At 41.3% G+C, this 26,380-nt stretch carries 33 protein-coding genes and 1 other RNA gene; 29 read left to right on the forward strand and 5 right to left on the reverse strand.

Features of this window, described 5'->3' with window-relative positions; translation table 11 throughout:
* Positions 1-5: 5 nt before the first annotated feature.
* The 5 genes from ACFS6H_RS17160 (at position 6) to ACFS6H_RS17180 (ending at position 3,562) form a co-directional block, all read left to right on the forward strand.
* On the forward strand, positions 6-476 hold the full coding sequence (locus ACFS6H_RS17160; protein WP_386101803.1) for a DUF2059 domain-containing protein: 471 nt from the start codon (positions 6-8) through the stop codon (positions 474-476).
* Between the two features lie 33 nt (positions 477-509).
* Positions 510-1,028 carry a hypothetical protein gene (locus tag ACFS6H_RS17165; protein ID WP_386101806.1) on the forward strand — a complete coding sequence of 173 codons (519 nt, stop codon included), beginning with the start codon at positions 510-512 and terminating at the stop codon, positions 1,026-1,028.
* Between the two features lie 10 nt (positions 1,029-1,038).
* Positions 1,039-1,644 carry a hypothetical protein gene (locus tag ACFS6H_RS17170; RefSeq protein WP_386101809.1) on the forward strand — a complete coding sequence of 202 codons (606 nt, stop codon included), beginning with the start codon at positions 1,039-1,041 and terminating at the stop codon, positions 1,642-1,644.
* A 340-nt stretch (positions 1,645-1,984) separates the two neighbouring features.
* Positions 1,985-2,293, forward strand: a complete 309-nt coding sequence (locus tag ACFS6H_RS17175; RefSeq protein WP_386101812.1) for an HD domain-containing protein — start codon at positions 1,985-1,987, stop codon at positions 2,291-2,293.
* 291 nt (positions 2,294-2,584) lie between these two features.
* Positions 2,585-3,562 (forward strand): PhoH family protein, encoded by a 978-nt coding sequence (locus ACFS6H_RS17180; RefSeq protein WP_386101815.1) that lies wholly within the window; start codon positions 2,585-2,587, stop codon positions 3,560-3,562.
* Between the two features lie 155 nt (positions 3,563-3,717).
* On the opposite strand, the gene ACFS6H_RS17185 is transcribed toward ACFS6H_RS17180, so the two are convergent.
* Complete coding sequence (locus ACFS6H_RS17185; protein ID WP_386101822.1) at positions 3,718-4,500, reverse strand: C40 family peptidase; 783 nt, start codon at positions 4,498-4,500, stop codon at positions 3,718-3,720.
* Between the two features lie 140 nt (positions 4,501-4,640).
* Between ACFS6H_RS17185 and ACFS6H_RS17190 the strand changes: the two genes are divergently transcribed.
* Both ACFS6H_RS17190 and ACFS6H_RS17195 read left to right on the forward strand, forming a co-directional pair.
* Positions 4,641-5,228 carry an RNA polymerase sigma factor gene (locus ACFS6H_RS17190; protein ID WP_386101825.1) on the forward strand — a complete coding sequence of 196 codons (588 nt, stop codon included), beginning with the start codon at positions 4,641-4,643 and terminating at the stop codon, positions 5,226-5,228.
* Entirely contained in the window at positions 5,228-5,596 is a 369-nt protein-coding gene (locus ACFS6H_RS17195; protein ID WP_386101828.1) for a hypothetical protein, read from the forward strand. The genes ACFS6H_RS17190 and ACFS6H_RS17195 overlap by 1 nt, the downstream gene beginning before the upstream one ends.
* Before the next feature lies 1 nt (position 5,597).
* Here ACFS6H_RS17195 and ACFS6H_RS17200 read toward each other — a convergent pair whose 3' ends face one another.
* Entirely contained in the window at positions 5,598-6,077 is a 480-nt protein-coding gene (locus tag ACFS6H_RS17200; RefSeq protein WP_386101831.1) for a nucleoside deaminase, read from the reverse strand.
* A gap of 241 nt (positions 6,078-6,318) precedes the next feature.
* Here ACFS6H_RS17200 and ACFS6H_RS17205 point away from each other — a divergent pair, with 241 nt between their 5' ends.
* Positions 6,319-6,771: a hypothetical protein gene (locus tag ACFS6H_RS17205; RefSeq protein WP_386101834.1), complete on the forward strand. Its 453-nt coding sequence runs from the start codon at positions 6,319-6,321 to the stop codon at positions 6,769-6,771.
* Here the strand turns inward: ACFS6H_RS17205 and ACFS6H_RS17210 are convergent.
* Positions 6,766-8,151, reverse strand: coding sequence for a UDP-N-acetylmuramate--L-alanine ligase (locus tag ACFS6H_RS17210; RefSeq protein ID WP_386101837.1), 1,386 nt, complete (start codon positions 8,149-8,151; stop codon positions 6,766-6,768). The genes ACFS6H_RS17205 and ACFS6H_RS17210 overlap by 6 nt on opposite strands.
* Positions 8,152-8,393: 242 nt before the next feature.
* Here ACFS6H_RS17210 and ACFS6H_RS17215 point away from each other — a divergent pair, with 242 nt between their 5' ends.
* From ACFS6H_RS17215 to ACFS6H_RS17305, 19 genes are all read left to right on the forward strand, one after another.
* Positions 8,394-8,792, forward strand: a complete 399-nt coding sequence (locus ACFS6H_RS17215) for a hypothetical protein (protein ID WP_386101840.1) — start codon at positions 8,394-8,396, stop codon at positions 8,790-8,792.
* 46 nt (positions 8,793-8,838) lie between these two features.
* Positions 8,839-9,396 carry an imm11 family protein gene (locus tag ACFS6H_RS17220; protein ID WP_386101843.1) on the forward strand — a complete coding sequence of 186 codons (558 nt, stop codon included), beginning with the start codon at positions 8,839-8,841 and terminating at the stop codon, positions 9,394-9,396.
* Positions 9,397-9,457: 61 nt separating this feature from the next.
* Complete coding sequence (locus ACFS6H_RS17225) at positions 9,458-9,976, forward strand: hypothetical protein (RefSeq protein WP_386101846.1); 519 nt, start codon at positions 9,458-9,460, stop codon at positions 9,974-9,976.
* 4 nt (positions 9,977-9,980) lie between these two features.
* Positions 9,981-10,409, forward strand: coding sequence for a hypothetical protein (locus tag ACFS6H_RS17230; protein ID WP_386101849.1), 429 nt, complete (start codon positions 9,981-9,983; stop codon positions 10,407-10,409).
* 27 nt (positions 10,410-10,436) lie between these two features.
* Positions 10,437-10,982 carry a hypothetical protein gene (locus ACFS6H_RS17235; protein ID WP_386101852.1) on the forward strand — a complete coding sequence of 182 codons (546 nt, stop codon included), beginning with the start codon at positions 10,437-10,439 and terminating at the stop codon, positions 10,980-10,982.
* Between the two features lie 30 nt (positions 10,983-11,012).
* A complete protein-coding gene (locus ACFS6H_RS17240) occupies positions 11,013-11,600 on the forward strand; it encodes a hypothetical protein (protein ID WP_386101855.1) in 588 nt (195 codons plus the stop codon).
* Between the two features lie 6 nt (positions 11,601-11,606).
* A complete protein-coding gene (locus ACFS6H_RS17245) occupies positions 11,607-11,912 on the forward strand; it encodes a hypothetical protein (RefSeq protein WP_386101858.1) in 306 nt (101 codons plus the stop codon).
* 15 nt (positions 11,913-11,927) lie between these two features.
* A complete protein-coding gene (locus tag ACFS6H_RS17250; RefSeq protein ID WP_386101861.1) occupies positions 11,928-12,287 on the forward strand; it encodes a VOC family protein in 360 nt (119 codons plus the stop codon).
* 16 nt (positions 12,288-12,303) lie between these two features.
* Positions 12,304-12,582: a hypothetical protein gene (locus ACFS6H_RS17255; RefSeq protein ID WP_386101864.1), complete on the forward strand. Its 279-nt coding sequence runs from the start codon at positions 12,304-12,306 to the stop codon at positions 12,580-12,582.
* A gap of 33 nt (positions 12,583-12,615) precedes the next feature.
* The gene (locus tag ACFS6H_RS17260) at positions 12,616-12,954 is read left to right on the forward strand and encodes a hypothetical protein (RefSeq protein WP_386101867.1); all 339 of its coding nucleotides are present in this window, start codon (positions 12,616-12,618) and stop codon (positions 12,952-12,954) included.
* A 385-nt stretch (positions 12,955-13,339) separates the two neighbouring features.
* Complete coding sequence (locus tag ACFS6H_RS17265; protein ID WP_386101870.1) at positions 13,340-14,179, forward strand: hypothetical protein; 840 nt, start codon at positions 13,340-13,342, stop codon at positions 14,177-14,179.
* A 33-nt stretch (positions 14,180-14,212) separates the two neighbouring features.
* Complete coding sequence (locus ACFS6H_RS17270) at positions 14,213-14,935, forward strand: hypothetical protein (RefSeq protein ID WP_386101873.1); 723 nt, start codon at positions 14,213-14,215, stop codon at positions 14,933-14,935.
* 32 nt (positions 14,936-14,967) lie between these two features.
* Positions 14,968-15,753: a hypothetical protein gene (locus tag ACFS6H_RS17275; RefSeq protein WP_386101876.1), complete on the forward strand. Its 786-nt coding sequence runs from the start codon at positions 14,968-14,970 to the stop codon at positions 15,751-15,753.
* A 3-nt stretch (positions 15,754-15,756) separates the two neighbouring features.
* Positions 15,757-16,098 carry a hypothetical protein gene (locus ACFS6H_RS17280; protein WP_386101879.1) on the forward strand — a complete coding sequence of 114 codons (342 nt, stop codon included), beginning with the start codon at positions 15,757-15,759 and terminating at the stop codon, positions 16,096-16,098.
* Positions 16,099-16,142: 44 nt separating this feature from the next.
* Positions 16,143-16,814: a suppressor of fused domain protein gene (locus tag ACFS6H_RS17285; RefSeq protein WP_386101882.1), complete on the forward strand. Its 672-nt coding sequence runs from the start codon at positions 16,143-16,145 to the stop codon at positions 16,812-16,814.
* A gap of 20 nt (positions 16,815-16,834) precedes the next feature.
* On the forward strand, positions 16,835-17,452 hold the full coding sequence (locus tag ACFS6H_RS17290; RefSeq protein WP_386101885.1) for a hypothetical protein: 618 nt from the start codon (positions 16,835-16,837) through the stop codon (positions 17,450-17,452).
* Between the two features lie 33 nt (positions 17,453-17,485).
* A complete protein-coding gene (locus ACFS6H_RS17295) occupies positions 17,486-17,725 on the forward strand; it encodes a hypothetical protein (protein WP_386101888.1) in 240 nt (79 codons plus the stop codon).
* Between the two features lies 1 nt (position 17,726).
* Complete coding sequence (locus ACFS6H_RS17300; RefSeq protein ID WP_386101891.1) at positions 17,727-18,263, forward strand: hypothetical protein; 537 nt, start codon at positions 17,727-17,729, stop codon at positions 18,261-18,263.
* Positions 18,264-18,406: 143 nt separating this feature from the next.
* Positions 18,407-19,327 carry a CPBP family glutamic-type intramembrane protease gene (locus ACFS6H_RS17305; protein WP_386101894.1) on the forward strand — a complete coding sequence of 307 codons (921 nt, stop codon included), beginning with the start codon at positions 18,407-18,409 and terminating at the stop codon, positions 19,325-19,327.
* Between the two features lie 170 nt (positions 19,328-19,497).
* Here ACFS6H_RS17305 and rnpB read toward each other — a convergent pair.
* An RNA gene (rnpB, locus tag ACFS6H_RS17310) (RNase P RNA component class A) lies at positions 19,498-19,865 on the reverse strand.
* Between the two features lie 249 nt (positions 19,866-20,114).
* On the opposite strand from rnpB, the gene ACFS6H_RS17315 reads away from it, so the two are divergent.
* The gene (locus tag ACFS6H_RS17315; RefSeq protein ID WP_386101897.1) at positions 20,115-22,841 is read left to right on the forward strand and encodes a M16 family metallopeptidase; all 2,727 of its coding nucleotides are present in this window, start codon (positions 20,115-20,117) and stop codon (positions 22,839-22,841) included.
* Between the two features lie 276 nt (positions 22,842-23,117).
* Here the strand turns inward: ACFS6H_RS17315 and ACFS6H_RS17320 are convergent, their stop codons facing one another.
* Positions 23,118-24,014 carry a cyanophycinase gene (locus ACFS6H_RS17320; protein WP_386101900.1) on the reverse strand — a complete coding sequence of 299 codons (897 nt, stop codon included), beginning with the start codon at positions 24,012-24,014 and terminating at the stop codon, positions 23,118-23,120.
* A 167-nt stretch (positions 24,015-24,181) separates the two neighbouring features.
* Between ACFS6H_RS17320 and ACFS6H_RS17325 the strand changes: the two genes are divergently transcribed.
* Positions 24,182-26,158 carry an ATP-binding cassette domain-containing protein gene (locus ACFS6H_RS17325; RefSeq protein WP_386101903.1) on the forward strand — a complete coding sequence of 659 codons (1,977 nt, stop codon included), beginning with the start codon at positions 24,182-24,184 and terminating at the stop codon, positions 26,156-26,158.
* Positions 26,159-26,380 lie beyond the last annotated feature (222 nt).

The raw sequence follows: 26,380 nt of genomic DNA on the forward strand, positions 1-26,380 counted from the left end.
CGAACATGAAAAAAATCTTAATTATTTTGGCCGTTCTTTTTAGCATGAGCACTCAGGCACAGGATGCCGGTATCTTTGAAAAGTTAATGACCGAAATAAAGGCTTATCAATTAGACACCACGACCGTGCCAGCCGATAAACTGACTAAAAAAATAACTGAACTCCGAAAACTAAGAGGTGGTTTTAATATTACGGAAGCCGTGGCCTATAAAATTGCGGAAGAGAGAACAAAAGAAAATGCCAATAAAGAAGAACTGGATAAACTGGAAGCTTTTTTCACCACCGGTAACGGCAAAAAATGGCTGGACAATGCCATTACCTGGATATACCGGAAACAGTTCAGTTACGCAGAAGTAAATACCATGGTACAGTTTTACAAAACCCCGGCAGGACAAAAGATGGCTGGCAGCTTCCCTGTCATCATGTTACAATCGTTAAAAGCGGCAGAAACAATACAGGAACAATTCAAACCTTAACAAACAAACCAAACCAAATCATCACTTTTACTTATGGAAAAATGGCTTTCAAAGGAAACGATCTCGGCATTATTAAAATTAGGTGTTTATCAAATTGCGGGAGGCGCTATTGGTGCATTAATGATTTTGTGGGCTATATTTCAGACTCCTGTCTTTAATATTACGCTTATTATAATTTATATATTTATCCTGGCCCTTTTTGGTTACTCTATTTTTTGTGGAATAAGTTGTATCCAGACAAAGAGGAATGCCTTAAAACATTCTTTACTGAACCAGGTACTACAGGTATTAAGTTTTGCGCTACCTGGCTTTACTTTTAGCTATACCGCAGGCGTGAGTGTATTTGCCGGATTGGTGATGACAGATTCACTTGAGTTTAATTTCAGTGCCGGTATATCGTCAGTAACTGTTAACACCATGACGGGAGAAGATACATTAAAATTAAGTGTAAATATCGTTGCCGTCCTTTTAATTCTATGGATTAATAAGCTGAATAAAACTGTAAAAGAAGAATTGACCCGTTGGGACCTGCCGGCAATTGATAATGCATAACTAAAATTTTATGAAATGTATAATAGTGATATCCCTGCTATTTCTTTGCTATTCCTGTACCATGAGAACGCCTGGTGAAAAAGGAAAGAAGTTTGAACAGATCACAGGCGATTCGGCTTTTATCAAAAACCAGGCACTAAATCATAGTAGAGAGTTGAGTGAAATGCTGAACCTGCCCCCTATTTTTAATGGTGTTGACAGCTTTGAATTAAGATTATGGTGCTCCGGAATATGGACAAGAAGGAATCTTTTTATACTACGATATACAGCCGGTAACTGGGAGGCGGACAATTACCAATTTTACATAAATGATGGCGGGCTTGACAGCCTTTTCTTAACCGCAAAACAAATCCCGGGAGATACAGTTCAACATATCACATCTTTTTTAAGTAAGATTAAAATACTTCCCACGCAGGTTGCCATACCCGGCTTCAGGGATAATACAGCCGATGGCATTGGTTATACCCTGGAAATCTCCACCAACAGTTATTATAAGTATTTATATTATCATAACCCTTTCAGGTACCATGATGACTATCATAAGACTTTCATACAGCTATTAGACCGGCTAACAACAATCTTCCCTGCAAGAGTTCTCAGGCTTCCGTCACAATAAAATTAACTTTACGTAAAATTGAAATAACTAAATTTAGCTGCAGACATTATTCATACAATTATTATCAACATACACCAGCAATAAAACCCTGGTTAACGAACTATGGGCCGAGATAGAAAAAAACTATTCGGGAAAAAAGAGACATTACCACAACCTGCAGCACCTGGAACATCTTTTTGCGCAATTACAACCCGTACAGGAAGCAATCAAAAGCTGGGATACGGTTTTATTTACCCTGTTTTACCACGATATTATTTACCTGCCACACCGGTCGGACAATGAAGCAAAGAGCGCCGCACTGGCACAGCAACGCCTGCAACAGGCCGGGGTAAATGATAGTATGATCAGTAATTGTGCGGCACAGATACTAGCTACCAAAGCTCACCAGGCATCCACCGACCCCGATACCAATTATTTCACCGATGCTGATCTGTCCATACTGGGCCAGCCCTGGGAGGTATATGAAACTTATTATAAAAATGTAAGAAAGGAATATGCCATGTACCCGGATTTTTTATACAATCCCGGACGTAAAAAAGTGTTGCAGCATTTTTTATCCATGGACCGTATTTTTAAAACCAATCACTTTTTTGGCTTACTGGAAGCACCTGCCCGTGCAAACCTGCAGCGGGAATGGACACTACTTTAATATATTACTAACAGTGTGACGTAAACAAATCGTTACCTGGTTTGTTAATGTATGTAAAATTCCCCTCCTATTCTCTCCCATGCCAAAAGCCTGTAACCGTTTAAAAATAAATTAACATTTGTGCATAAGTTGTACTAGGAAATTACGGACTAAATAAATTAAATTTGGATACAAAGGGTAAGCTTTGGCAATAAGCTAAAGACGCTAACTAAAAGTCCGGTTACCCTTGCCGGTTTTATAAAATAAATGCTGTTTGCTTAAGCACGAGGCAGTATTAAAACTGATACAACATTGACTGACGCGATTATTAACCTGGAAACCGTTAATCCCATTGAATTTTTTGGTGTAAACAACGGCAAACTCGACCTCTTAAAAAAGAAATTCCCATTACTTAAAATTTTATCCCGCGGTACACAATTAAAGTTAAGCGGATCCCCCGAACAGATCGGTACAGCCCGTGAGAAGATCGAACTGATCGTTTCTTACCTGGAACGTAACGGTCATATGAGCGACAATTATTTTGAACAGGTGTTAGGCGGCGATGATGCCGAAGTGGTAGACAATTTTGTAGAAAGAAACCCTAACGAGGTATTGGTATTTGGTCCCAACGGCAAATCAGTACGTGCCCGTACGGCCAACCAGAAAAAAATGGTGGTGGAAGCTGATAAAAACGATATCGTATTCGCCATTGGCCCTGCCGGTACCGGTAAAACTTATACCGCAGTAGCCTTAGCCGTAAGGGCTTTAAAAAACAAGGCCGTTAAAAAGATCATCCTTACCCGCCCGGCGGTGGAAGCCGGTGAAAGCCTTGGTTTTTTACCCGGTGACCTGAAGGAAAAGATCGACCCGTATTTAAGGCCTTTATACGATGCCCTGGATGATATGATACCTGCCGATAAGCTGGGCTATTATATGACCACCAGGACCATTGAAATTGCGCCCCTGGCCTATATGCGCGGCCGTACACTGGATAATGCCTTTATTATCCTGGACGAGGCGCAGAATGCCACCGATCTGCAGTTAAAAATGTTCTTAACCCGTATCGGCGCTAACGCCAAAGCTATTATTACCGGCGATATGACCCAGGTGGACCTTCCGCGTAACCAGCGGAGCGGTTTACAAACTGCGGTACGTATTTTGCGTAATATAGATGGCATTGGCCATATTGAACTGGATGAGGAAGATGTGGTAAGGCACCGCCTGGTAAAACATATCCTCAAAGCCTATAATGCCGAGCATGAAAGGACCAGCGATCAGCGCCCCCAGTAAGTGAATTGTAATGTTTTGTTCTTTATACCAAAACGTTTACATACAGCCGTAGTGCGTAAGTACTACGGCTATTTTTTGCTCATCAGTATTCCTGCAGCTGAATGGAGCGTCGCAAGGGACGATCAATAGCAATTCCACCGCCGGCACCTGAAAAATTATTGATTAACTGTACCCCAGAAACGTTTGATGGCTCTTAAGGAATGGGTACGTTTACCGGTATCCACATTAATGATGCCGTCTTTATCAATGGTATCAATACGCACTTTACCGGCCGCGTGAATAATATCGGTAGGACTTAGTAAGATACCCACATGTACGATCTCATCCTTATCATCAAAAAATGCCAGGTCACCGGTGGTGGCATCCTTTAATTTTTTAATGGTTTGTCCACCCTGTGCCTGCTGCCAGGCATCGCGGGGTAATTTAATACCCATTTGTTTATAAATAACCTGCGCAAAGCCGCTGCAGTCAACGCCCAAGGGCGTACGTCCACCCCACATATAAGGCGCATTTAACCATTTTTTGGTATAGGCCAGGACCAGTTCGGTGCTTGGTACTGCATTATCAGTATTAACCACGGTGCCGTTAAAGAACGGGAACCTTTCCCCTTCCGGCAAAGCCTCCGGTGCATCAACACGTAAACTGGAGCCTGCCGGAATATGCATTTGTACATCTTTTACCGTAATGGCTGCCAGCAGATCGGTGCTCACGAAATGCACAGGATTTTCAGCAATACTTTTTTTAACGGGGTATATCATGTGATAGGTCAGCCAGCCTTCATAATCATCATACAGGCTTCTTACTTTTATCCAGGTGCTGTTTTTTGCTTTCAATATTTTTACCGCTTCACCAAATAATAACTGGTTCACCATTTCGGCCTGGTGTTTGGGCTTTCTTCTTACAGGAGCGGCCGGTACCGTCACAATTGCATATTCCATTAAAGTAATTTGTACAAAATTATCATTTAGATGTTATGTAGATATGAAAAATAAGAAATATTGCATCATATAAACAGAAACCAACTTAATGTACCGGTTTACGTACATTCTGTTATTTTTGATATTTAAAAGATCAGCATTTGGGTGCAACTGATAAATACAGGCATTTAAGCGACCAGGAGTTGCTGGCAAAGTTTAACCAGGATCACGATAATGAGTGGTTGGGCATTTTGCTGCAACGCTATACCCTCTTATTGCTGGGTGTGTGCATGAAGTATTTACAGGAAGAGGATGAGGCCAAGGATGCCGTACAACAGGTTTTTTTAAAAGTGATACAGGAGCTGCACAAATACAAGGTTGATTATTTTAAATCCTGGTTATACATGGTGGCCAAAAACCACTGTTTAATGAAACTGAGGGAGAAAAACGGTAAAGCGCCCGTTAGCTTAACGGAAAAAGCCGAATTACTGCAGGATACAGGGACAGATACGCAGGAATTACTGCAAAATGACCTTACCCTGAATTTAATGGAGGAATCCCTGCAGGAATTGAATGCAGAGCAAAAGCAATGTGTAACTTTGTTTTACCTGGAGAAGAAAAGCTACCAGGATGTAGCGGAGATCACCGGCTACAATTTACTGCAGGTAAAAAGTTATATTCAGAACGGTAAACGTAACCTTAAAATACTGATAGAGAAAAAACTAAAGGAGCAAACGCATAAACCATAATGTCAAAAGACTTAAAAGACATATTATCCAATTTATCTAAAGATATTGACCAGGAACAGCTATTGATGTACCTGAACGACAAGCTATCGGCCAATGACAAACATTTGCTGGAAGAGCAGTTGCTGGATAATGATTTTGAGAATGAAGCCCTGGAAGGTTTACAGGCCATACAAAACAAACAGCATATCAACCACACCGTGGAGATGCTGAACTACGAGTTAAAGAAAAAAACGGCTAAGAAAAAAGCATTCCGCAAAAAACTGGAGATCAAAGACCAGGCCTGGATCTATATTGCCGTATTCATGGTACTAATGCTGGTGGTGCTGGCTTACTTTGTTATCCATTATTTAAAAACAAAGGGACAGTAGTTTAATACTCCTTCTTGCCTTCCCTTTTTACCCATTGTTCAAATACAGCCAGGGCCGCTGCATCCGGCACATGCAGGAAAGGTATCTTCCGGTCGGCCAGTGTGGCATTGATCTCATCATAAATAAAGGCATCATCAAAAGCAATGGCTGCGGCCTCATTACGGGTATTGGCATAAATTACCCGGCGCGGGCGTGCCCAGTAAATAGCACCCAGGCACATAGGACAGGGCTCACAGCTGGTATAAATATCACAATCCGTTAACTGGTAACTGCCCATGTGATTACAGGCATTGCGGATGGCCACCACCTCAGCATGGGCCGTAGGATCATTAAGCGAGGTTACTTTATTATTACCCTCGCCGATAATTTTATTATTGAGTACCACCACCGATCCGAAAGGACCACCTTCATTGTTCTCCATCCCTGAACGGGATAATGCTATGGCACGGGCTAAAAACTGCGCTTCTATGGGTGTGAGCATATCGTTTAAAATTATGGCAAAGGTCGGCATTTTTACTGAATGCATTATTTATGCACAACCAATGTTATTTAATTATGACCAAATTGTTAAGTTTTATCATTGTGCTAATTAATACGGCTGTTTTTCCCAATTTTTACATCCTCAAACTGCAGGTAAATGTTTTATAAAGTATTGAGGTTCAGACAAAGACCCTTAATCAACTTTTCAAACCAACTTCATTTGCCTGTTTAAACTGATTGTTATGATCTGGCAAAAAATTACCTCAGCGTTTGGCGATTCTGTTTTTACTTTATTGAGTAATGGCAAAAAACTGCTGACTCTGGATTTTCATTCCTCGTCAAATGCAGCTAGAGTGAATTTTGAAATGGGCGAAAGACGTGTGTTTTTATTGCGCAAAGAGGGTTTCTTTAAAAACAAAGTGGTTTTGCGTGATGAGTACGGGCAGACCATCGGCCGCATCGGCAATGAGAACAACAAGAAGTTTGTAAGTGTGGGCGACACCCGCTATTATGTAAATGCCGAGCATATCAACAACTCCGAAACGGCGGTAAACATTTATAATATTGCTGAACAGGCCCCTATTGCCACTTATAATATTGATAAAACAGCCGTTACCTCTCCTACCGGTGACAGCTTATTAATGGTATTCTGCCTGTGTTTATATGCGCCGGAGCGGGTAAGCCTGGCTTCATAACTGTTGCCACACTTCTTTGGCAAAGGCTTCCAGGGATGGGTCCCGGGCTCCCATTAACAGCAATACACAATCATCGGTAAAATGCGAACGTAATTGTTGCAGCAGGTCGTTCCTGTGCTCAACAAAATAAGCATGCTTTCCCTTTGCCTTAATATCGTTGATCAGGTCGGCGGCGGAAATATCTTTGGTGGCCGTGCCACCCGCATAAAATATCTCGCTCATCCATATTTCGTCCTGCGGGCGTAATGTTTTGGATATCTCTTCTACAAAATCATTCCGTAAAAAACGGGTAGGCCCGTAACCGTGTGGCTGAAACCAGGCAATTACCTTGGCAGCTACCGGCTGGCAGGATGCAATGGCTGCGGCACATTTTACCGGGTTATGGGCAAAATCATCTACCACCCATACACCGCCTTTTTTACCCAATACCTGGTTACGGCGGTAAATACCTTCGTATTGACTTAACGCAGCGGCTGCCACATCCAGGCTAACACCCAGGTGACCGGCCACCGCAACAGCTGCCAGCGCATTTTCCATATTGTGCTTACCGGCTATCTGTAAAACAAAAGGATGATTATTAATAGTAAAACGGCTTACAAAGCCCTGCTGGGTATAATTAGCAGCAGTATAACCCACCGTCTGTGCATTAGCTGTATCAGCAGACACAAAATCATGGTCACCGTTCACCGACAAGGTTTTGGCATAAGCATTGCCCTGGTTCACGATAAAAACAGCACTGTTCTGTTTAAAGGTATTGAACACGTCCATCAGTACATCTATCTCTTTATGATCCTTATCTACATTTAACAACAACCCGATAGCTGGTTTATATTGTACAATAGAACCGTCGCTTTCATCGGCTTCAATCACCAGCCAATCGCCCTTGCCCACTTTGGCATTACCTATTTTGCCTTGTTTGATCAAACTCACCAGGCCCGCACCGCTGATAATACCGGGGCCAAGGCCGGCCGCCTCCAGTATATCAAATAACATAGCGCTGGTAGTGCTTTTACCGCTGGTACCACCCACGGCAATAGTTTTTTTAGTGGTTGCTATCAGGGCCAGTAATTCCGAACGTTTAATAATGGAAATATTCAATGCCTTTGCCTTTTGCACTTCCGCCACGGTATCTTCTACGGCAGTGGATACTACTACCAGGTCGGTGGCATGAGTAATACCTGAGCCATCCTGTACAAAACATTGTATACCCTCCTGCTCCAGTTTTTGCTGTACATCATTTGCAGCACCGGCCGCAAAAAAACGATCGCTGCCTGACACCTGCATACCTGTACCCTGTAAATACTGGGCAATCGCACTCATTCCGGCACCCGCCACACCAATAAAAAAAGGTTGTTTCACTACTGACAGATCAATATTCATAGGGCAATATTAAGTGAGAAAAAGCAGATGCTAAAAAAAGAACGCAGATTTCCGCAATTTTAATTTCACTGTTTTTATCTGTTGTTATCACCAGTAATGGTACTGCACTGATCTTATATGATTTCAGTGCATGATTTAAAGGAAAAAACATTATTTTTAAACAGGTATTTTTTATGAACTAGACAGGTTATCCTGCAAAATAATTCATAAGTTTATCTAACCCGACCCGAAAACAGCAACTGATGAAAACACTATTATTTACTCTATTTTTCCTTTCAGCCGGATTTTCCTTTGCACAAACAACTACTATCCCCGAAAATATTAAATCGGCATTTGAGGGAACCTGGCAGTACACAACCAAATATCAAAGCAATACGGTAATAATAAAATTTGAACCCGGAAAAAATTATGCCCTGTTTACGGATATTGGCAGCGGAGAAGCCCCTGCCAGGAATTTCCAGGCTACCGTAAAAGATAAGGTATTGGTTATTCCAGGGCAGCCGGGACAAAATGATTATATAGAAATGCAAGTGTTAAACGGAAAACTACAGTTGAGCACACAGCTGGTAAGCCAGGACGAAAAAGGTAATATCCAAAGAACCGGCAGTATTGAAAAAAGAATTTTTAAAAGAATAAAATAGTTATACTAAAATAAAGATCAATGATCTTTATTAAACACCGCAAACGATGAACTACTTTCTTGTATTTAAGAGTAAGCTAAATTACCCGCTTAAATTTAGTCTTTCCAATAAAACAAATGGCTCCTGGCTGGCTGTGGGCAGGTTTATTACTGAACCTCCTGCCGCACCCCTGGTATATGAAGATGCGGGCAACAGCAAGGTATCCTATGAAGATTTGTTAAGCCTTGATATAATTGAAACCGTTGGCGGCGGTGTATTATTCAGCGAACGATTCAAGGATCTGATAATAGCGATTGCTAAAAACGATGTGCAGGTATTCCCCGCAACGTTCACTTATAAAGGATTGAGCAATACCAGCTATTATGCTGTCAACATTTTTAATACCGTGGATTGTTATGATTTGAATACATCCGTATATACCAAACACCCTGTTGACGGTTCTTTAAAATTTTCCAAATCTTCTTTAAAGACAACTCCTTTGGAAGAATACGGGTATGAGTACCACATTGTCCGTTCCGCAGAAGATAATAAAATTGTTGTTTCGGATATATTTAAACAGCAGGTTGAAGCCGCTAAAATTAATAGCGTGGGATTTAAAAAGTAAACAAAAAACAGCAATGACCATTCTGGAATTTCAACACAGACTCAATAGTATTTATCAAACCTTGTTTGCAAACAATTTGGTGGAAAATAACAGTACTGCAACTACTTACTTTGATGCAGTGCAGCCGTTTATGAATGTTTATGACCATCCTTTCTTTACATTCCGGGAAGAAAACGATGATACCATTCAGTTCAGGCTCAGCAGCCGCAATGCAGATTTATTTATGGTGAAGAAAAGTGAAATGCAGCAGGATGACCCAATTGTATCCATCTCGGAAGAGCAGGATTGGGCTTCTTACGAATTTGACCTCAGTACCCTGCTCCTTACTGAATATGTTAACTGGGTATCAGTACACGCAAACAACAAGCTTACTAAACTGTTCACCGGTTACGGCATATATGTTCCTGTAAAAAAACACTGGGACCAGTTTTTTAACCCTTTCTCCTACCCCAATAAAATATGGATAGGGAAAGAAATAAAATCTGTGATATATATTCAAAATGAGACAGGCACCCTGACCTGTATGACCAATAATGCTGAAACATTAAAACAGGCACAGGAATTATTGATTGAAAAATAACAGTATGCAGGAAAAAATACGGATAATAAGCGAAGATAGAACAGCAGACAGCCTGAAGGTGGTTTTTTATATTGAGCTTCTCAAAAAAAGCTTTCCGGCAACATTATTGCTTGACGAGCCTGACAAGTCAGAAAACGACTATGCACAGCTTTTGGAGAAAAGTAAACAAATCCTCGGGACCTTGTTTTATACAAATGAAATGGCAAGGATTACAGAAGAGGTTGCGAAGGAAATTACAGAAAGCGCCTATGAAGGTGAATTAAAAATGCAGGAGTATGTTGACTTAAAGGAGGATCTCGCTATCAGTGAATTTCATTTTTTCGAAGATGATCTCCTGCTCATTTTTGTTTCGCCGAAGATATTTTTAAAAAACGCTATTACCGTTCAGACCGACTATTCATTAGCTATCGAGGATCTGAGTATTGATATGTAATGTTGATGAACTGAATAATAATAAAAAATGGATATCGTAAAACAGATTAAGCAGCATACAGAAAATTTACAAACTGTATGTGACCGTTTAACCGCAGCACAATTAAAAGACCTGAAGCCGGCCGTTATGGGTTTTTATTACCAGTTACCCGGATTTGAAGCCGTGATTAAGAAATATATTAAGATCAGTATTACCAAAGACCAGTTAACTGCTGATATAGTTAACGGGAACCTGGAAAGCTATCAAACAGCCATTGCTAAAACGAATGCGGAGATGGACGAGTATGCCGATGATTACGAAGAACCAGAAGCCCTGGATATTTTTATACTGGAAGCGTTGGATAATGCAGTAGCGGATACCGATGCGGCAAACCTTGTAAGTTTATTTACCGGCGTAATTAATACCCTGGATTATTATGAGAATTTTTCAGATGAACCCGGATACTGGAATAATTTACAGGAACAGGAACTGGCGTTCCAGCTTGAAATATTGAGTACAATGGAAAGCAACAAACCATTATCCACTTCGGTTTACCAGGAAAGGTATAACAATGTTGACTTTACGGCACTTTAAATTTATATGCTGCGGCAATCTTAAACTTTTATGAAAACTTTAGTCTCCATACTTCTTTTACTATTTTTTATTCAGGTAAATGCCCAGGACAAACTTGTCAAAGACATTGATTTTGACGGGAAGAACGATACCGTTTATGTAGACCTCGAAGCGTTGGTTATTATATGCCGGCTTTCCTCGTTACAATACAAGCCCGTGAAAAGTCACCCAATAGAGGTATTAAACGAGCAAAGCGGTATAAGTGCCACCAAAAACGGTTTTGAATTTTATAATCACTGGATGCGCGCCGGGTATCATGCCCAGTTCCGGTTCGATACAAAAACCAAAAAAATCCGGCTGATCGGTATGAGCCGTTACGAATTTGGACCGGCCAACAATGATGGCAGCGGTGAATCAAGCGTTAACCTGCTGACCGGCGATTATATCGGTGACTGGAATTATTATGATCACCTGGCCAATAATGAAAAAGGGGAATTAATAAAAATCCCTACTATTAAAACTAAAATGCGGTTTAATAAGATATACCTGTCGGAGTTTAGTGATGCTGTTTATTTTGATTTTTCCGGGAGATGTTCCAAACTTTATTATAAACAGAAAGCATTACTCCTGTCAAAATAAAAAACAATGGATACCTACCTCGAAGAACTAATGAAAAGAGAAGACATACACCGGGTTACCGACGAAGCAGGTAACCGTTACGGTATACGTGTGTTAGGAAGGGGTGAAAACCTGCTCTTTATGGAAAATGATAAAGGTTTGATCTGTACGATAGATGCGGAACACGGCGCCATTTTTACCCGTTCGGTAAAAAAATGGGATAGTATTGAAAAAAAGATGAGTCCCAAAGAAAGAAAAAGAGTGGTTGGCCTGATTGAACAATATTATAAAGTGTTTTACAACCGCAACGTGGTTTTGATAGATGATTATTAATATAACCAATACCTGATGATGAAGGCAATACTTCGGTTAAAAACAAATTCCATTAAAGATTCGGAATTGTTTTATTGTAAAGACCTGGAGCTTTTTGATTTTTACCAGGATTATGGTATGGGCAGCATTGCTTTAATGGCCAAAAACAATCCGGGTTTTATGCTTTTATTGACAACCGGGACCGTTCCTTTCACGGAAGAATACCTTTTTGAACTGCAGACGGACAACTGTGATGCACTATTTGATACATTAAAAGGGAAGGCATTCACCACACCGGGGCGTTTATTAAGCACCACCGTTTTTGAATATCCTTTAGGTAAAAGTATAGCCCTGGAGGACCCATCAGGCAATAAGTTCTTATTATTTGAGGAGTAACATAAAATGCCATGCCATGATTTATTTAGAACAGTATTACCCGGGAGAGGAAGACTGGATCCTGTTTTCGGACCTGTACAGGAATATACCCGACTCTGCTATAGCAAACAAACTGGAAAGTATATTTAAAGACCGGTCCGTTGCTATTGTAATAGCAGGCATATTGGGAAATTCATCCCTGGAATGGATCAACAAAAAAATACCAGCCCTGGATAACCTGCGCCCGGTTGATTGCGTGGATGATCCCAAACTGCAAAAAAGGTTGAGAACAATGTTAATGCGGATGGATCTGTAAGCTACTCATCAAAAAAATAATAAATAAACGTTCATGGTATTTGACAGTAAAAAAATTATTTACAGCGCTGAGGACAACTGGGATGAGTTCGTCAGCATCACTTTTGTCGATGACGATCGGTATCTTTCTCTTTTTTCTTTAACATATGAAAACGAGATAGAAATTGAGCTAAACGACCAGGTTAATTATGTAAGTACAGACAAAAACGATTTCGGCTATGAATCAACCGCAAAGGCACTGCATGTTACGATAGAGAAGCCAATTGTTGAACGCAACTTTCCTGGTTTAAAATTTGTAGTAAACCACGAGGCCGATGATTTTGAGAAATTAACAAGAGCGATGAATGTGTTAGTAAGCAATAATGGATGCTGAAAAACTAAAACCTCCGGAAGATATTTTTATTGACTGTAATGGCGACCAATGTGTAAATTGTTACACATAAATATCAATCAGTAATACTGCAATGATATTGCATGTTTCAGGTAGTGAGATAACTATTGACATTGAGCACTTAATATTACCTGGTAACTTCACAGATCATTTGAAAAAAATATTCGGGAACCAGTTAGAAATAAAAGCTGATGCCAGGTAAGATAATTTTTTAGTTCATTTAGTAAGACAAAATTTAAACACCAAATTCAATATGATAAGAATAGTCATATTTTTTATGTTCGTTACCTTGTGTTCATGTGGGGGAACATCTGACAAAGCATCCCCCGCAGCAGATAGTTCCGGTGTTCAGAAAACAGCTGTTGTTATGCAACATACAACGCTATCCTGCGAAGAACTTCTGTCCGCCATTGTAAAATCAAGTAATGCTGTTGCATTTGCCCATTTCAGCGATACGCTTGTAAAGGCTAGCCTTGAATACCTCACAACCGATAAAGCAAGGATTAAATTGTATGTGATCAGTGATATTTCGGATGACCCGGCTATTAAGAAACTCACAGAAAACGCCGTAGGCTGGTTAGAACTCTACCGGCAAACCAATAAGCTGACTGATATTACCAATGACCCAGATAAACCTTTGGTTTTACAGTATGACACTACCCTTTTGCAGCAACAGGACCTGTTTGCCTTATGTGGCAATACCGGGGCTATTGCGAAACCCGGCATGGACAATGAACAAAGAGATGTGATGCTGGAAGCTGATATCAGGTTTAACGGGAAGCTGAAAAGATTTTTTACAATGGCCGAATTTGAAAAAGTTTTCGGCAAACCCGACAGCATACAGTTGCTGTCAGCTGAAGCGCCCTGCATCACCATTTTTGATACCGAAGCCCCGGATGATAAATATTTGTACAAAGACGGATCCCGCTTTGAAACCAGTAAGGACCGGGTGGCTGTAGATGAGTTCTCGTTCTCAAATGGCAACTTCATTACCTATAAAGGAACCAGGATAGATGCCAATACCACGATGAATAATATAAAACAATTATTCCCCACCGCTGTAAACGAAAGGCGGGGAATGGACAAAGAAGGAAACCGCTGGGTGATTCAACTAAGAGAAGACAAAGAAGGTATTGCTGACGGGCATATCAAACTATTTTTCAAAAATGGAAAAGTAGATTTTATGCACTGGTGGTTCCCCTGCTAATACTAAACAAGAGTATGCTTAAAGAAAGAAAAAATGAATTGGAATAATTATTTGACAGAACAGAAAAGCCCGGTTGCCGGCTTTGCCCATTTAGGTGTACTGGAAGGAACAGTAAGCGGAATTTTTGATTTATCTACAATTCCTGCAGACACGAAAATATTGGAACTTTCTACACCGCTTAAAAAGTTCAAGCTGGCTTACACCAATCTCGCCGCTTTAAAAGGTAATCCCAATATTGAAGCCATCAGTCTGGGTGAAATGGATGAAGAACGCCTGGCCGTATTTTCAACATTGCCTAACCTGAAATACCTGCATATCAGCGTAAACAAACAAAATGAAATTCCTGATCTGGCAGGCTTACAGAACCTGGAAGTCTTAATTCTTTCGGGCATTAAAAAAGTAGAAAATATCAACTTCCTACAAGGACTGACCCATTTAAAAACCCTGTACATTTACGAATTAAACAACCTGTACGATTTAACACCCCTGTCATCCTTAACCAACCTGGAAGAACTATACTTGGACCACGGCAAAATGAGCGGAACAGGGCAAGCCGTAAAAAGTATGGAGCCAATAGCAAAACTTACCAATTTAAAATACCTGGCTTTTATCTTAAATGTTGAAAAAAAGAATTATGATATCACGCCATTGTTAGGCCTGAAAAAATTACAGAAATTACATATCCTGCCGCGATATTTAGAAAATGGACAGCAGGAAAAGCTTTTGAATGCGCTACCCATATTAAAATCCTTATAATATTTGTGAAAAACAATAAGAGCACACTTAATATGAAAAGAAAACTATTTAAAAAAATATCCGCAACTATTCTCTTATCAATGTTTTTGGTCTCGTGTGGACAGGAAGTAAAAACGAATACAGCACCGGAGACCAAAGACACCATCAACAACAAAACTATTGAAGAGCAACCGGGTGTCCAATCAAATCCCACCCCGGTTAAAACGGAAGTACAAATAGAAAAAATCAATGCGCAACAATTTGCCTCCGCTCAACAACAGGCGAAAGTGAATAAACCGGTTGAGAAGATCACAGATTTTAAGCTGGTACAAAAACAATTAGCGGGAATTGTAGAATTTGCAGCATTGGGCGATTACCTGGGCGTAAAAAAAATAAATTTCCGTAACGGGACCACTTCAGGCGATAAAGACCAGTTGGATGAATGTAGTTTCCAGGCTTATTTCCCGGCAGAAGATATTCTGCTGCTTGAATGCGGACATACCACCGACAGGAGTTTTGATCTGTCTACCGGAAAAGAGACTTATGATACAGGCAACCCCGGTCTTGTGACAACCTCCCCTACCGGTAAATACAGGCTGAACAAGGTTTTTGAAGGGCAGGAATGTTTTGAACATTTCCTACAGGAAAAAAAACAAAATAAATTTCAAAAAATAGTAGAACTCAATAAACCTTTTGAAAAGCAATTTAATAAATGGCTTTGTGTGGTAGAAAAAGAGTTCTGGACAGATGATTTTACCCTCTACTTCGGATTGGTCACCCGATACAAAGAGGAAGGTAATGAATATGAATATTATAAAGTAAAAATAACCGGTCAGTAACTTATGCAACCAGCAATCGAAATTAAATCAACTGAGATCATAAGTAATAAACAACTGATCTGCTACATAGAAAACAAAGATAGCCCCTGCGGTTCCATTGATTTTATTTCGGAAAAGATCAATTTTAATATTTCAGGCGCTTCATTTTCATTCAAGGGAATGGAGTACATTAAAAATATTACGCTCGAATATACACCGGAAGAATTAGTTTTCATATTCAGCAATAAAAAGAAACTGTTGGTTAACTGTCACTTAAGAATATATGAAAAAATAAGTACGCATATTAAAAACTATGAGCAGGCTGATGATAACCAACGTAGTAAGGACACTTTTTTGAATGACTAGCGATCGAACCTACCGAATATTATTTAATTAACCCTGTAAGAAATATGGACAAGGAATTAACGCAAAAAATACACGACAGAGAGCATTATTATGAAAATATAGAAGCGCTGGAAAAGCACCTGGATGAGTATTTCGACAGTGATGAAATGACCGTTTTCCATGAGATGCTGTCACTGGACTTTCATTTGGATGTTTATTTTATCCGGCCGAAGGACAGGGACTTTAACCTGCTGATCACGGTGGGTATGAGCTTACTGGAAATGCAGGTCCCTGAAAGTATTGAGAACAGGGAAAACTATGCTTTTGCTGAGCTCATGCTAATACTGCCCAAAAGCGTGGAATTCGGCAAAGTATATCCCAGCGGGGATAAGCATGACTGGATAATCGGTATGATGAAAGATATGGCGCGGTTCCCGCATCACCAGGATACTTTTTTAACCGAGGGCCATACTTTACAGGCATGGAACAATATAGCCGATCCATACGACGAGAATACTTCTTTTACCGGCTGCATTTTATTGCCGTCGGCTACTTTTGATGAGGAATTTATGCAGGTAACCGTGGGCGACAGAACCATCAATATCTATAGCCTGTTCCCCCTATACCAAAATGAACTGGCCTATAAAATTGAAAATGGTTATAGTAAATTTTTCGACTTACTGGCTGCCGGTGATGTAGCCGAGATGTTTGATAACCAGCGTAAACACCTTGTATAACACAACAAAACACCAAAAACATGAAAGTAACCATCGAAAGATTCTGGAGCATAAATGATGATGAGGGCATGTCAAGAGCAGCTATTTTATTCAAAAGACCACGTGTGGACGGTCAGATTGCGAACTTGGTTTTCGATTTTATACATACTCATCTGTTGTTGCCGAAAAAACTAATGCAAAAAGGGAATTATGAATTCACATTATACTTTGACACGATCAGGAAAACCCATAAATTTTTCTATGATTCGGTTTACAATACAGATACGGTAAAATTCAAACCCGCATTCCGCGACAGGAAATACAAAGGAATAACAACAAAGGAAGTATCAATATTCGGTTACTCCAACCATTTTAACGAGCTGATCACACCGGCTGAATACGCTCACCTTGTGTACGATATGTTTGGCTCCTACCTGGTAGAAAGTTTTAAAAAAATAAGTAAAGAGGAACTGGACAGTGCCAAACAGCAAATGGACTTCGAAGCCATTAATCAATTCCCTTTCCCGGCATCATTTGATGCGCAGCAATATAGCGGCGACAGCGGAGGAGTGGAAAAACAAATAGTGAATTTCGTTGTCGATGAAAGCTCAGAGGCTTTTATGTTCAGGGATAAATATATAGAACACTATGGATTTTAAATTATGGGCTTATTGTTTATTACAAGAGTATTTATGAAAATAATAAAAATAGACAGGGGCAGCGTTGACATTGAAGTTAACGGACATTTATTAAGCATAAAAGGAGAAGCCATGCTGCCTAAACAAGCTCCTGAAATAGCTGAATATGTACTTTACAAAAACTCGCTGCATTGGAAGGAAAATGAAGGTTATCCTAACCTCAGTGAGGAAGAATTGTATGCTTTTTTAGAAGAAGCGTTTTTACAAAGAAATCTACGCTTAATTATAGAATAAGATGTTACCAGGTCAACATGAACCATACCAAAGATTAATTAATAGTATTCAGCAAACCGAGGCCAGGTTAAACGAAGATGCCCCGATCCTGGATGAGAAAATCGACATAAATAGCCCGGACTGGGAACAACTGGCAATGCGCAAAATGGAGATCTTTGGCGAAAGAAATAAACCTCATATACTTAATTGCGCCAACTTACTGGCAAAGGAATTTCCGCTCATCGGGAACAAGCAGGCAAGGGATTACATCCTGCAGGAGATCCGCCAAACAACAATTTTAAAAAACCACCTGACAATATACACCCATTGCAACACGGAGGTAAATTTCAGCAAGACAGTTACGCTCTTTATACTTACCGACCTGGGCGTCGATAGCAGGGATTGGATACTGGCACTTAAAGATTGTACCAAAGAAGCATTCCAAAACAATATAGATGTGAAAAAAATCCTGTCAACACTTTTATTCCTGGCCAATGATGCTGATCATCATGGTATGGGTTCTGCAAAAGACTTTATCCGTGATATGATCCGGGAATAAGAATAAAATAACTGCAACAGAGAACCTTTTTCGATACTGGTTTAAAAGCTGGACTATTTATAAAAGGAGCAATCATTATCTCATTTTCAAATTATCTGATTACCAAATTACCTAATTCTCTCTCTTCTGTTTATTTTTAACACATGAAGCAGATTTTCGGGTACATTGGTCAGTATGCCAGGAGTTTACATATAGCCAGTTTTATTACCTGCACCGTACTGTTAGGCATTGCCGTTTTTTTAAATTACCATGCTGGTATCGACCGGTTTATTGCCAGGCAATCATCCGTAATCACTGCTTTTTTTTACCGGTATATACTATCCCTGGCCGCCTTTGCCCTGCCCTACCTGATCATTGCCCTATGGCAAAAACAATCCTTTTTACGAAAGCCGAAATTCCTGGTATTATTATTCATTGCCCCTGCCATCTTTGCCTTTAAAATGGAATGGGTAACATTCACGCATATTACAGACAACCTGTTTTATAACCGTTACTGGAACCAGGTATTATACTGGCCGGTGTTGTTATTATTTATCATTGCCTGTTTATTTATAGTCTGGAAATCGGGACTGGTAAGGGATACACAAAATTTTTATGGTATTAAGACAAGGGAGATGAACTGGAAGCCCTATATCCTGATGTTGCTGATCATGCTCCCGCTGATCACCTGGGCATCTTTTCAACCCGATTTTTTACATACCTATCCCAAAATAAAAATGATCGCCGGTATTGAGGGCGTAGCGCAATTAAGCTGGTGGCAGAAATTATTATTTGAGCTGTCCTATGGCAGTGATTTTATCAGTATTGAACTTTTTTTCCGGGGTTTTCTCATCCTGGCTTTTATGAAATGGGCCGGGCCGAATGCCATTATTCCCATGGCCTGCTTTTATTGTACCATTCATTTTGGCAAACCCATGGCCGAATGTATCAGTTCCTATTTTGGAGGTTTATTATTAGGCATCATTGTGTTTAATACACGCTCGGTTTTAGGCGGTTTACTGGTGCATGTGGGTATTGCCTGGCTGATGGAACTGGGAGGGTATTGGGGGTTGATGAGGATGTAGGGGGAGGGATTTAAGATTTTTGATTTAAGATTTAAGATTTTTGAATTATGAATTATGAGTTATGAATGATGAGTTATGAATGATGAGTTATGAATGGTGAATTACGCGTTTAGCGTTAGACGTTCTGCTTTTAGCGTTTGGCCTTTAGCTTTCAGCTTTAAGCATAAGAAAAAAACTACAAGCCTGTAAGCCGGATTCTGTCGTGGGTTATCATTTATCTGTTCTCAGCATTACTGCTGGACTCAATCTGCCTACCCTCTATCGCATTGCATTGCTGCAAACATGAGCGGGTCGCTCTTACCGATAGTTTACGTGGCATTTCAGCATGCAAGGTTTACCCGCCCCGGTTGTTACCAACCAGCGCCGTGAGCTCTTACCTCACGTTTTCACCGTAACCCCTGTTTGCACAAAGGCCGTAATTTTCTGTGGCACTCTCTCTTACCATTACTGGCAGCCGGCTGTTAACCGGTACATTACCCTATGCTGTCCGGACTTTCCTCCCTTTTGCAAGCAAAAAAGCGATAACCCGGCTTGTAGCGTCCGCAAAGATACCTACTTCGCCGCAAATGACCCACCCGTGATAAAAACCAGCCTTTGCTGCCATTTTTTTTCCCGCTTATCCGAAATTTTAGCTTAAATAAGCTGCTTTGCATTATCTTAGAACCAGTATCATCCAATACTACCAATACTTCTTTATCCATATGTTAACCTATATGCAACCTGCTTTGCTGCAGTAATTTTTAACCTGATTCTTTAACAAAACACTATTTTATTTAAAATTCCCGGTATGAAAAATTTGACCAAGCTGTTTGCCTTTATGGCCTTACTAATGGCCGGTATCACCACCGCTGCGCAGAACAAACCAAAGTTTATTACGGCTGTTGAGGGCTTAAAAGAATACGAATTGGATAATGGCCTGCGTATTTTATTGATACCCGATCCCAGCCAGACCAATATCGCCATCAACATTGTATACAAAGTAGGTTCACGTCACGAAGGGTATGGCGAAAAAGGCATGGCCCACCTGCTGGAGCATATGTTATTCAAACAATGCGAAAAGTTTGAGGACATAAAAAAAGCCATTGCCGATAAAGGCGCTTTTGCCAATGGTACTACCTGGTACGACCGCACCAATTATTATGAAGTATTATCGGCCAGCGATGAAAACCTGCGCTGGGCCATTGATATGGAGGCCGACCGTATGGTGAACTCCAAAATACTGGCTACCGAACTGGCCAAGGAGTTCAGTGTAGTAAGGAACGAGTTCGAAATTAATGAGAACGACCCCGGCGGTGTTTTATTTGAAAGAGTGGTTTCGTCCATGTACCTCTGGCATAACTATGGCAGCAGTACCATTGGCAGCAAGGAGGATATTGAGCGTGTTAAAGCAGAGAATTTAAAAGCATTTTATAAAAAATACTACCAGCCCGATAATGCCATTATCATGATCGCCGGTAAATTTGATGAGGCCAAGGCCCTGGATTATGTGCAACAATACTTTGGCCCTATACCCCGCCCTGCACGCGTTTTACAGCCTACCTATACGGTGGAGCCTGCCCAGGACGGACAAAGAGAGGTGCTCTTACAACGCAATGGCGATGTGCAGTACCTGATTGCGGGTTACCATACACCCCCTGCAGCAGATAACGATTTTGCCGCCAACGAAGCTTTCCTGAATATTATTACCAACAACCCTTCCGGTAAATTATACAAGGCCCTGGTAGAGAAAAAACTGGCTACCAGTGTTTCTAATTTTGTATTACCCCTGCACGACCCGGGCTTTAGCATGTTGCAGGTTCAGATACCAAAAGATAAGAACCTGGACAGTGCCAAAGCAGCATTCTTTGAAGTAGTGAACAATATTAAAAATATTCCCATTACCGATGAGGATGTTACCAATGCAAAAAACAACCTGCTGAAACGTTTTTCCAATACCACCAATAACTCTATTGAGCTGGCTATTATGCTTACCGAAATTGTAGGCGCCGGCGACTGGCGTTTATGGTTCCACTACCGTGACCAACTGGAAAAGCTGACACCTGATCATGTAAAAGCAATAGCTGCCAGGTATTATAAACCCAGCAACCGCACAGTGGGCTATTTCGTACCATCGGGTGTACCGGACAGGACCATTGTAAACGAAACCCCGGATATTGCCGCCCTGTTAAAAGATTATAAAGGCAAAGAAGTTGGGGAACAGAAAGCAGCTTTTGAGGCCACTATTCCCAACATCAAAAAAAATACGGAATACGGCAAATTAGCAAACGGCGGCAAGTATGCCCTGCTGTTTAAACCTACAAAGGGTGACAAAATAAACGGTACCATTGTGTTACAGTATGGTGACGAGAACAGCCTGGCCAACAAGGAACTGGTAGCTGCCTTAACCGCCCGTATGCTGAAAAACGGCACCACTACCAAGACCAAGAAGCAAATTAAAGAAGAACTGGACAGGATAAAAACGGACATTAATTTTTATGCTTCTGCAGGCCGGGTAAATGTTTCTATCAGCACCGACAAAGCCAATTTATCCAAAGCACTAACCCTGCTGGACGATCTGTTACATAATCCAAAATTTGATAAAGAGGAGTTTGAAAAAGAAAAACTGGCCTTACAAACACAGTACGAAAGCAATGCCCAGGAGCCTGGTCAGCTGGCATACGAAAAATTAATGCAGCTGTCTACCAAATATCCTAAGGGACATCCTTTTTATACCAATACCACCCAGGAATCACTGGCCGCACTGGCAGCTGTAAAACCGGAGGATGTAAAAAGTTTTTACAATAACTTTTATGGCGCCAATAATTCCAATAGCACTTTTGTAGGTGAAATTGACAAACCTGTTATCACGGCTGCGTTGAAGAAAACATTAGGCAACTGGAAAAGCAAGGCCGCATTTAAAGAAATAAAACGCCAGTATTTTGATGTGAGCGGCACAAATGCCAGTGTACCGGTAACCGATAAAACCAATGCCCAGTTAATGGGAGGTATTAACCTGAACATTACCGAAAAAAGCAGCGACTACCCGGCAGTGTATATGGCCAACGAATTATTAGGTGGCGGCTCTTTCTTATCGTCACGTATACCGCAACGCCTGCGTGAAAATGAGGGCATGAGTTATGGAGCCGGCAGTTACCTGGATATTGATTATGACCAACCAGGTGGCGTATGGGGCTTGTATGCAGCATATAACCCCGATTATAAAGACCGCCTGGACTCGGCCTTAAACCAGGAAATTGATAAGGCCATCAGTGCCGGCTTTACCCAGGAAGAGCTTTCCAAATCCATTGAAAGCTGGTTAGAACAACAGCGTACTTCCTTAGGCATGAATAATGTACTGGCCGCTATCATTAACCGGTACATGCGCCAGGGCCGTAGCCTGGATGAGTATACTCAAATGGAGAACAAGATAAAAGCGCTGGAGTTAAAAGCTGTAAACGAGGCATTGAAAAAATACTTCGATAAAAAGAAACTTATCCTCATCAACTCGGGTGACTTTAAGAAAAAAGGATTTTAATTACTGAATCCTTTATATACTTCAAACCCCTTTCCAGTAAGAAAGGGGTTTGATTTTTTTGTTACCGGCTGCACCGCTTTATTCAACTATGGTTGCGTCGCACACTTGTACGTCCGGTAATACTATTCAGCAAAACATAAAAGCTCATAAGCATTGGTACTGCTGAAAGGAGCGTCGCAAGGAACGATCAGCAGTATTACTAAAGCCGGCATAATAAAAAAAGGACCCTGGTCCGGTTCCTTACTATTAATTATTAACTACTAATGATTCATTACACTACTCCACATCCACCTGTTTCTTGATCAACGCACCTTCTGCCGCTTCGGGTAAAAATTTACGTTCGCTGATCAGGTACCCGTTGCCGCTTTCACAGAAATGTACCTTCAGGTTCTCAATACTGATGGGGTTGCCATCCGGTATATCGGCTATATTGGAATGTAAAATATCATGTCCGTCAATCACCACTACCAATCCGCTGCCGATGGCCTGCATTTTATTGCCTTCGGTAATGATCATCCCGGTATCCTCGCTCAGTCCCACGCCAATACAGCCGGGGTTAGCCGCTACAGCCTGGGCCAGGCGCCCGAAACGGCCGCGCTTTTCAAAATGTGAGTCTATAATAAGCGAGTGAATAAACCCTAAGCCCGTGGTTATTTTTACTTCGCCTTTTAAATGCGCCCTGGCGGCATTGCCTTCGTAGATCATGGTATTGCTCATGGCCATGGCGCCGGCGCTGGTGCCGGCTATAATAAAGTTTTCGTCGTTCTGGTAACGGTCTTTCATGATGCGCAAAAACTCGGTACCACCATCTGTAGCGCTCAGGCGCAACTGGTTACCACCACTGAACATCACGGCATCGCAGACTTTTATGCGTTCTAAAAAATCGGGATTGGCCGTATCGGCACGGTTGCGTATATGCATCACACCAACATTGGTGCAACCTATTTTACCAAAAGCGTCCAGGTAATTTTCACCCACTTCATAGGGGATGGTGGAAGCGGTAGTTATTACTTCAATACGTGAAGCAGGTCCGCCGGCTTCCGTTACCACACGTTTTAATATACCCAGTTCAAAAAAATTAAGGTTACTCCTTTGTATCTCTCCTTTTTCCAGGTCGGTGCCCTTATCCTCGGCACCACCTATTGCTATCAACTTTCCTTTAGGTGTACTCATGCAATGGATTAGTTAGTAAGTGACAAATGTAAAGGAAAACCCAAAAAATGGAAAAGTTTTAATTACACAGCTGAAAACTGTTGATCAAACGCAAACCATCCGTTTTTACAAGGGAGTTTCTTCAACAGGACCATTTACAAATGAAGGGAAACTGCTAATTTTGCAGCATGTTAGCAGGATTACAAAACGTTACGTTTGAATTTGGTGCCAGGGCTATTATTGAAGATACAACATGGCATATACAACCGGGTGAAAGAATTGGTCTGATCGGGTACAACGGAACCGGGAAATCAACCCTTTTAAAGTTATTGGTAGGTCAATATACACCCTCCTCGGGTACTGTGGAGCGCAGCCGCACCACATCTATCGGTTATTTACACCAGGACCTCCTGAGTTTTGATACCAATGACAGCATTTTTGAGGTGGCCCTCTCGGCTTTTGAACGGGTAATACAACTGGAAAAGGAGATTGAAGAAATAGGCAAAGAGCTGGAACGTACCGGGGACGAAAAAATCCTGATAGAGTATACTGACAGGCTGCACGAGCTGGAAACCCTGGGTGGTTACAATATTCATCATAAAACAGAGGAGATATTACAGGGCCTGGGCTTTAGTAATGCCGACCTGCAACGCCCCTATAAAAGCTTTAGCGGTGGCTGGCGTATGCGGGTATTACTGGCAAAAATGATCTTACAGCAGCCCGACCTCTTATTACTGGATGAGCCTACCAACCACTTAGACCTCCCCTCCATCGAATGGCTGGAAAAGTATTTGCTGCATTACCAGGGATCGGTAGTGATCGTGAGCCACGATAAATACTTCCTGAACCGCATGGTGACCAAGATTGTGGAGCTGTACCAGCAAACCCTGCATATTTACAATGGTAACTACGAGTTTTATGAAACTGAAAAAGCGGTAAGGCTGGATCTTCAGCAGAAAGCCTACGAGAACCAGCAGGATTATATCCGCCAGAATGAAAGACTGGTGGAACGTTTCCGGGCCAAAGCCAGCAAGGCGGCCATGGCGCAGAGTATTATGAAAAAGCTGGACAAACTGGAGCGTATCGAGGAGGCCAGTATTGAAAGGCCCAATATCCGTATCAACTTCCGGGTAGATAAAACCCCGGGGAAAGTGATTGTTGAACTGGATAAGCTGCACAAACAGTTTGGCGACAATGTAATTTTAAATGAAGCCAAGGCCGAAATTGAACGCGGTGATAAAATTGCCCTGATCGGGGCAAACGGTAAGGGAAAATCGACCCTGTTGCGTATTATAGCCGATGTGGAGAGTTTTGAAGGTGAACGTAAATGGGGCCATAATGTGGAAGAAAGCTTTTATGCGCAGCACCAGCTGGAAGTATTAAACGTGAACAATACCATACTGGATGAAATGAAAGAATGCGGCAGCCAGATGACCGATGTGGAACTGCGTACTTTGCTGGGTTGTTTCCTGTTCAGTGGTGATGATGCCGATAAAAAAATTAAAGTATTAAGCGGTGGTGAAAAAGCCCGTGTTGCCCTGGCCAAGACCATGGTAAGCAAGGCCAACTTCCTGATGCTGGATGAGCCTACCAACCACCTGGATATGCATAGCTGCGACCTGCTGATCGATGCCCTGAAAAAATATGAAGGGAGCCTGATACTGGTAAGCCACGACCGTTATTTTATTTCCAAAACGGCGAATAAGATCTGGGAGATCGTTGATAACGAGATCAAGGAATTTAAAGGCCCTTATGACGAATGGGTAGCCTGGAAAGAACGCATGGCCAAACAGCAACAGGCCGAGCAACAGGCACAAAAAAATAAACCCGCGGTTACCGAGGCCCCGGCTAAAAAACCAGCGCCGCAACCGGCACCTGTTGCCACACCTGAACCGCAGGCAAACGCAGGTCAGCCCATTAATAAAGAGCTGAAAAAGGAGTTGCAGAAACAACAGCGTATTTTTAAACAGCTGGAAGAAAAAATTGAGCAATTACAGGCCGAAAAAAATCAGCTGGAAAAAAGCATGAGCGACCCGGAAACCTATGCCGATAAAAGCAAGTTTTTACAAACTGAAACGGCTTACAATAATATAGCCGCCCAGCTACAGACACTGAACAAAGAGTATGAACAAATTTTTGAGAAGATTGTAGAACTGGAAGGGTAAAACATATTCCCCGCTTAAAGCCCTCTATGGAGGGCTTTTTTATGCTACAGAATAAAAGTTAATGTCACTGCATAAAAGCAGGTTTTTCTCTGTGCCAATCTGTGAACAACCTCTGTGCAACTCCGTGGTTGATGTATGCCCTTTTATGGATAAAATACTGTCTTCAGGTCCATTTTTGTCCCCAAACCCTTACAATTTAACTGGCTCATTATCAAATTGTCA

Origin of the sequence: Terrimonas rubra (assembly GCF_042686025.1) — a bacterium.
GTDB classification, from domain to species: domain Bacteria; phylum Bacteroidota; class Bacteroidia; order Chitinophagales; family Chitinophagaceae; genus Terrimonas; species Terrimonas rubra.

Coding starts and splice junctions, on each gene's coding strand:
- ACFS6H_RS17160 (WP_386101803.1), top strand. CDS start 6: ATGAAAAAAATCTTAATTATTTTGGCCGTTCTTTTTAGCATGAGCACT.
- ACFS6H_RS17165 (WP_386101806.1), top strand. CDS start 510: ATGGAAAAATGGCTTTCAAAGGAAACGATCTCGGCATTATTAAAATTA.
- ACFS6H_RS17170 (WP_386101809.1), top strand. CDS start 1,039: ATGAAATGTATAATAGTGATATCCCTGCTATTTCTTTGCTATTCCTGT.
- ACFS6H_RS17175 (WP_386101812.1), top strand. CDS start 1,985: ATGATCAGTAATTGTGCGGCACAGATACTAGCTACCAAAGCTCACCAG.
- ACFS6H_RS17185 (WP_386101822.1), bottom strand. CDS start 4,500: ATGGAATATGCAATTGTGACGGTACCGGCCGCTCCTGTAAGAAGAAAG.
- ACFS6H_RS17195 (WP_386101828.1), top strand. CDS start 5,228: ATGTCAAAAGACTTAAAAGACATATTATCCAATTTATCTAAAGATATT.
- ACFS6H_RS17200 (WP_386101831.1), bottom strand. CDS start 6,077: ATGCTCACACCCATAGAAGCGCAGTTTTTAGCCCGTGCCATAGCATTA.
- ACFS6H_RS17205 (WP_386101834.1), top strand. CDS start 6,319: ATGATCTGGCAAAAAATTACCTCAGCGTTTGGCGATTCTGTTTTTACT.
- ACFS6H_RS17210 (WP_386101837.1), bottom strand. CDS start 8,151: ATGAATATTGATCTGTCAGTAGTGAAACAACCTTTTTTTATTGGTGTG.
- ACFS6H_RS17215 (WP_386101840.1), top strand. CDS start 8,394: ATGAAAACACTATTATTTACTCTATTTTTCCTTTCAGCCGGATTTTCC.
- ACFS6H_RS17220 (WP_386101843.1), top strand. CDS start 8,839: ATGAACTACTTTCTTGTATTTAAGAGTAAGCTAAATTACCCGCTTAAA.
- ACFS6H_RS17230 (WP_386101849.1), top strand. CDS start 9,981: ATGCAGGAAAAAATACGGATAATAAGCGAAGATAGAACAGCAGACAGC.
- ACFS6H_RS17235 (WP_386101852.1), top strand. CDS start 10,437: ATGGATATCGTAAAACAGATTAAGCAGCATACAGAAAATTTACAAACT.
- ACFS6H_RS17240 (WP_386101855.1), top strand. CDS start 11,013: ATGAAAACTTTAGTCTCCATACTTCTTTTACTATTTTTTATTCAGGTA.
- ACFS6H_RS17245 (WP_386101858.1), top strand. CDS start 11,607: ATGGATACCTACCTCGAAGAACTAATGAAAAGAGAAGACATACACCGG.
- ACFS6H_RS17250 (WP_386101861.1), top strand. CDS start 11,928: ATGATGAAGGCAATACTTCGGTTAAAAACAAATTCCATTAAAGATTCG.
- ACFS6H_RS17255 (WP_386101864.1), top strand. CDS start 12,304: ATGATTTATTTAGAACAGTATTACCCGGGAGAGGAAGACTGGATCCTG.
- ACFS6H_RS17260 (WP_386101867.1), top strand. CDS start 12,616: ATGGTATTTGACAGTAAAAAAATTATTTACAGCGCTGAGGACAACTGG.
- ACFS6H_RS17265 (WP_386101870.1), top strand. CDS start 13,340: ATGCAACATACAACGCTATCCTGCGAAGAACTTCTGTCCGCCATTGTA.
- ACFS6H_RS17270 (WP_386101873.1), top strand. CDS start 14,213: ATGAATTGGAATAATTATTTGACAGAACAGAAAAGCCCGGTTGCCGGC.
- ACFS6H_RS17275 (WP_386101876.1), top strand. CDS start 14,968: ATGAAAAGAAAACTATTTAAAAAAATATCCGCAACTATTCTCTTATCA.
- ACFS6H_RS17280 (WP_386101879.1), top strand. CDS start 15,757: ATGCAACCAGCAATCGAAATTAAATCAACTGAGATCATAAGTAATAAA.
- ACFS6H_RS17285 (WP_386101882.1), top strand. CDS start 16,143: ATGGACAAGGAATTAACGCAAAAAATACACGACAGAGAGCATTATTAT.
- ACFS6H_RS17290 (WP_386101885.1), top strand. CDS start 16,835: ATGAAAGTAACCATCGAAAGATTCTGGAGCATAAATGATGATGAGGGC.
- ACFS6H_RS17295 (WP_386101888.1), top strand. CDS start 17,486: ATGAAAATAATAAAAATAGACAGGGGCAGCGTTGACATTGAAGTTAAC.
- ACFS6H_RS17300 (WP_386101891.1), top strand. CDS start 17,727: ATGTTACCAGGTCAACATGAACCATACCAAAGATTAATTAATAGTATT.
- ACFS6H_RS17305 (WP_386101894.1), top strand. CDS start 18,407: ATGAAGCAGATTTTCGGGTACATTGGTCAGTATGCCAGGAGTTTACAT.
- ACFS6H_RS17315 (WP_386101897.1), top strand. CDS start 20,115: ATGAAAAATTTGACCAAGCTGTTTGCCTTTATGGCCTTACTAATGGCC.
- ACFS6H_RS17320 (WP_386101900.1), bottom strand. CDS start 24,014: ATGAGTACACCTAAAGGAAAGTTGATAGCAATAGGTGGTGCCGAGGAT.
- ACFS6H_RS17325 (WP_386101903.1), top strand. CDS start 24,182: ATGTTAGCAGGATTACAAAACGTTACGTTTGAATTTGGTGCCAGGGCT.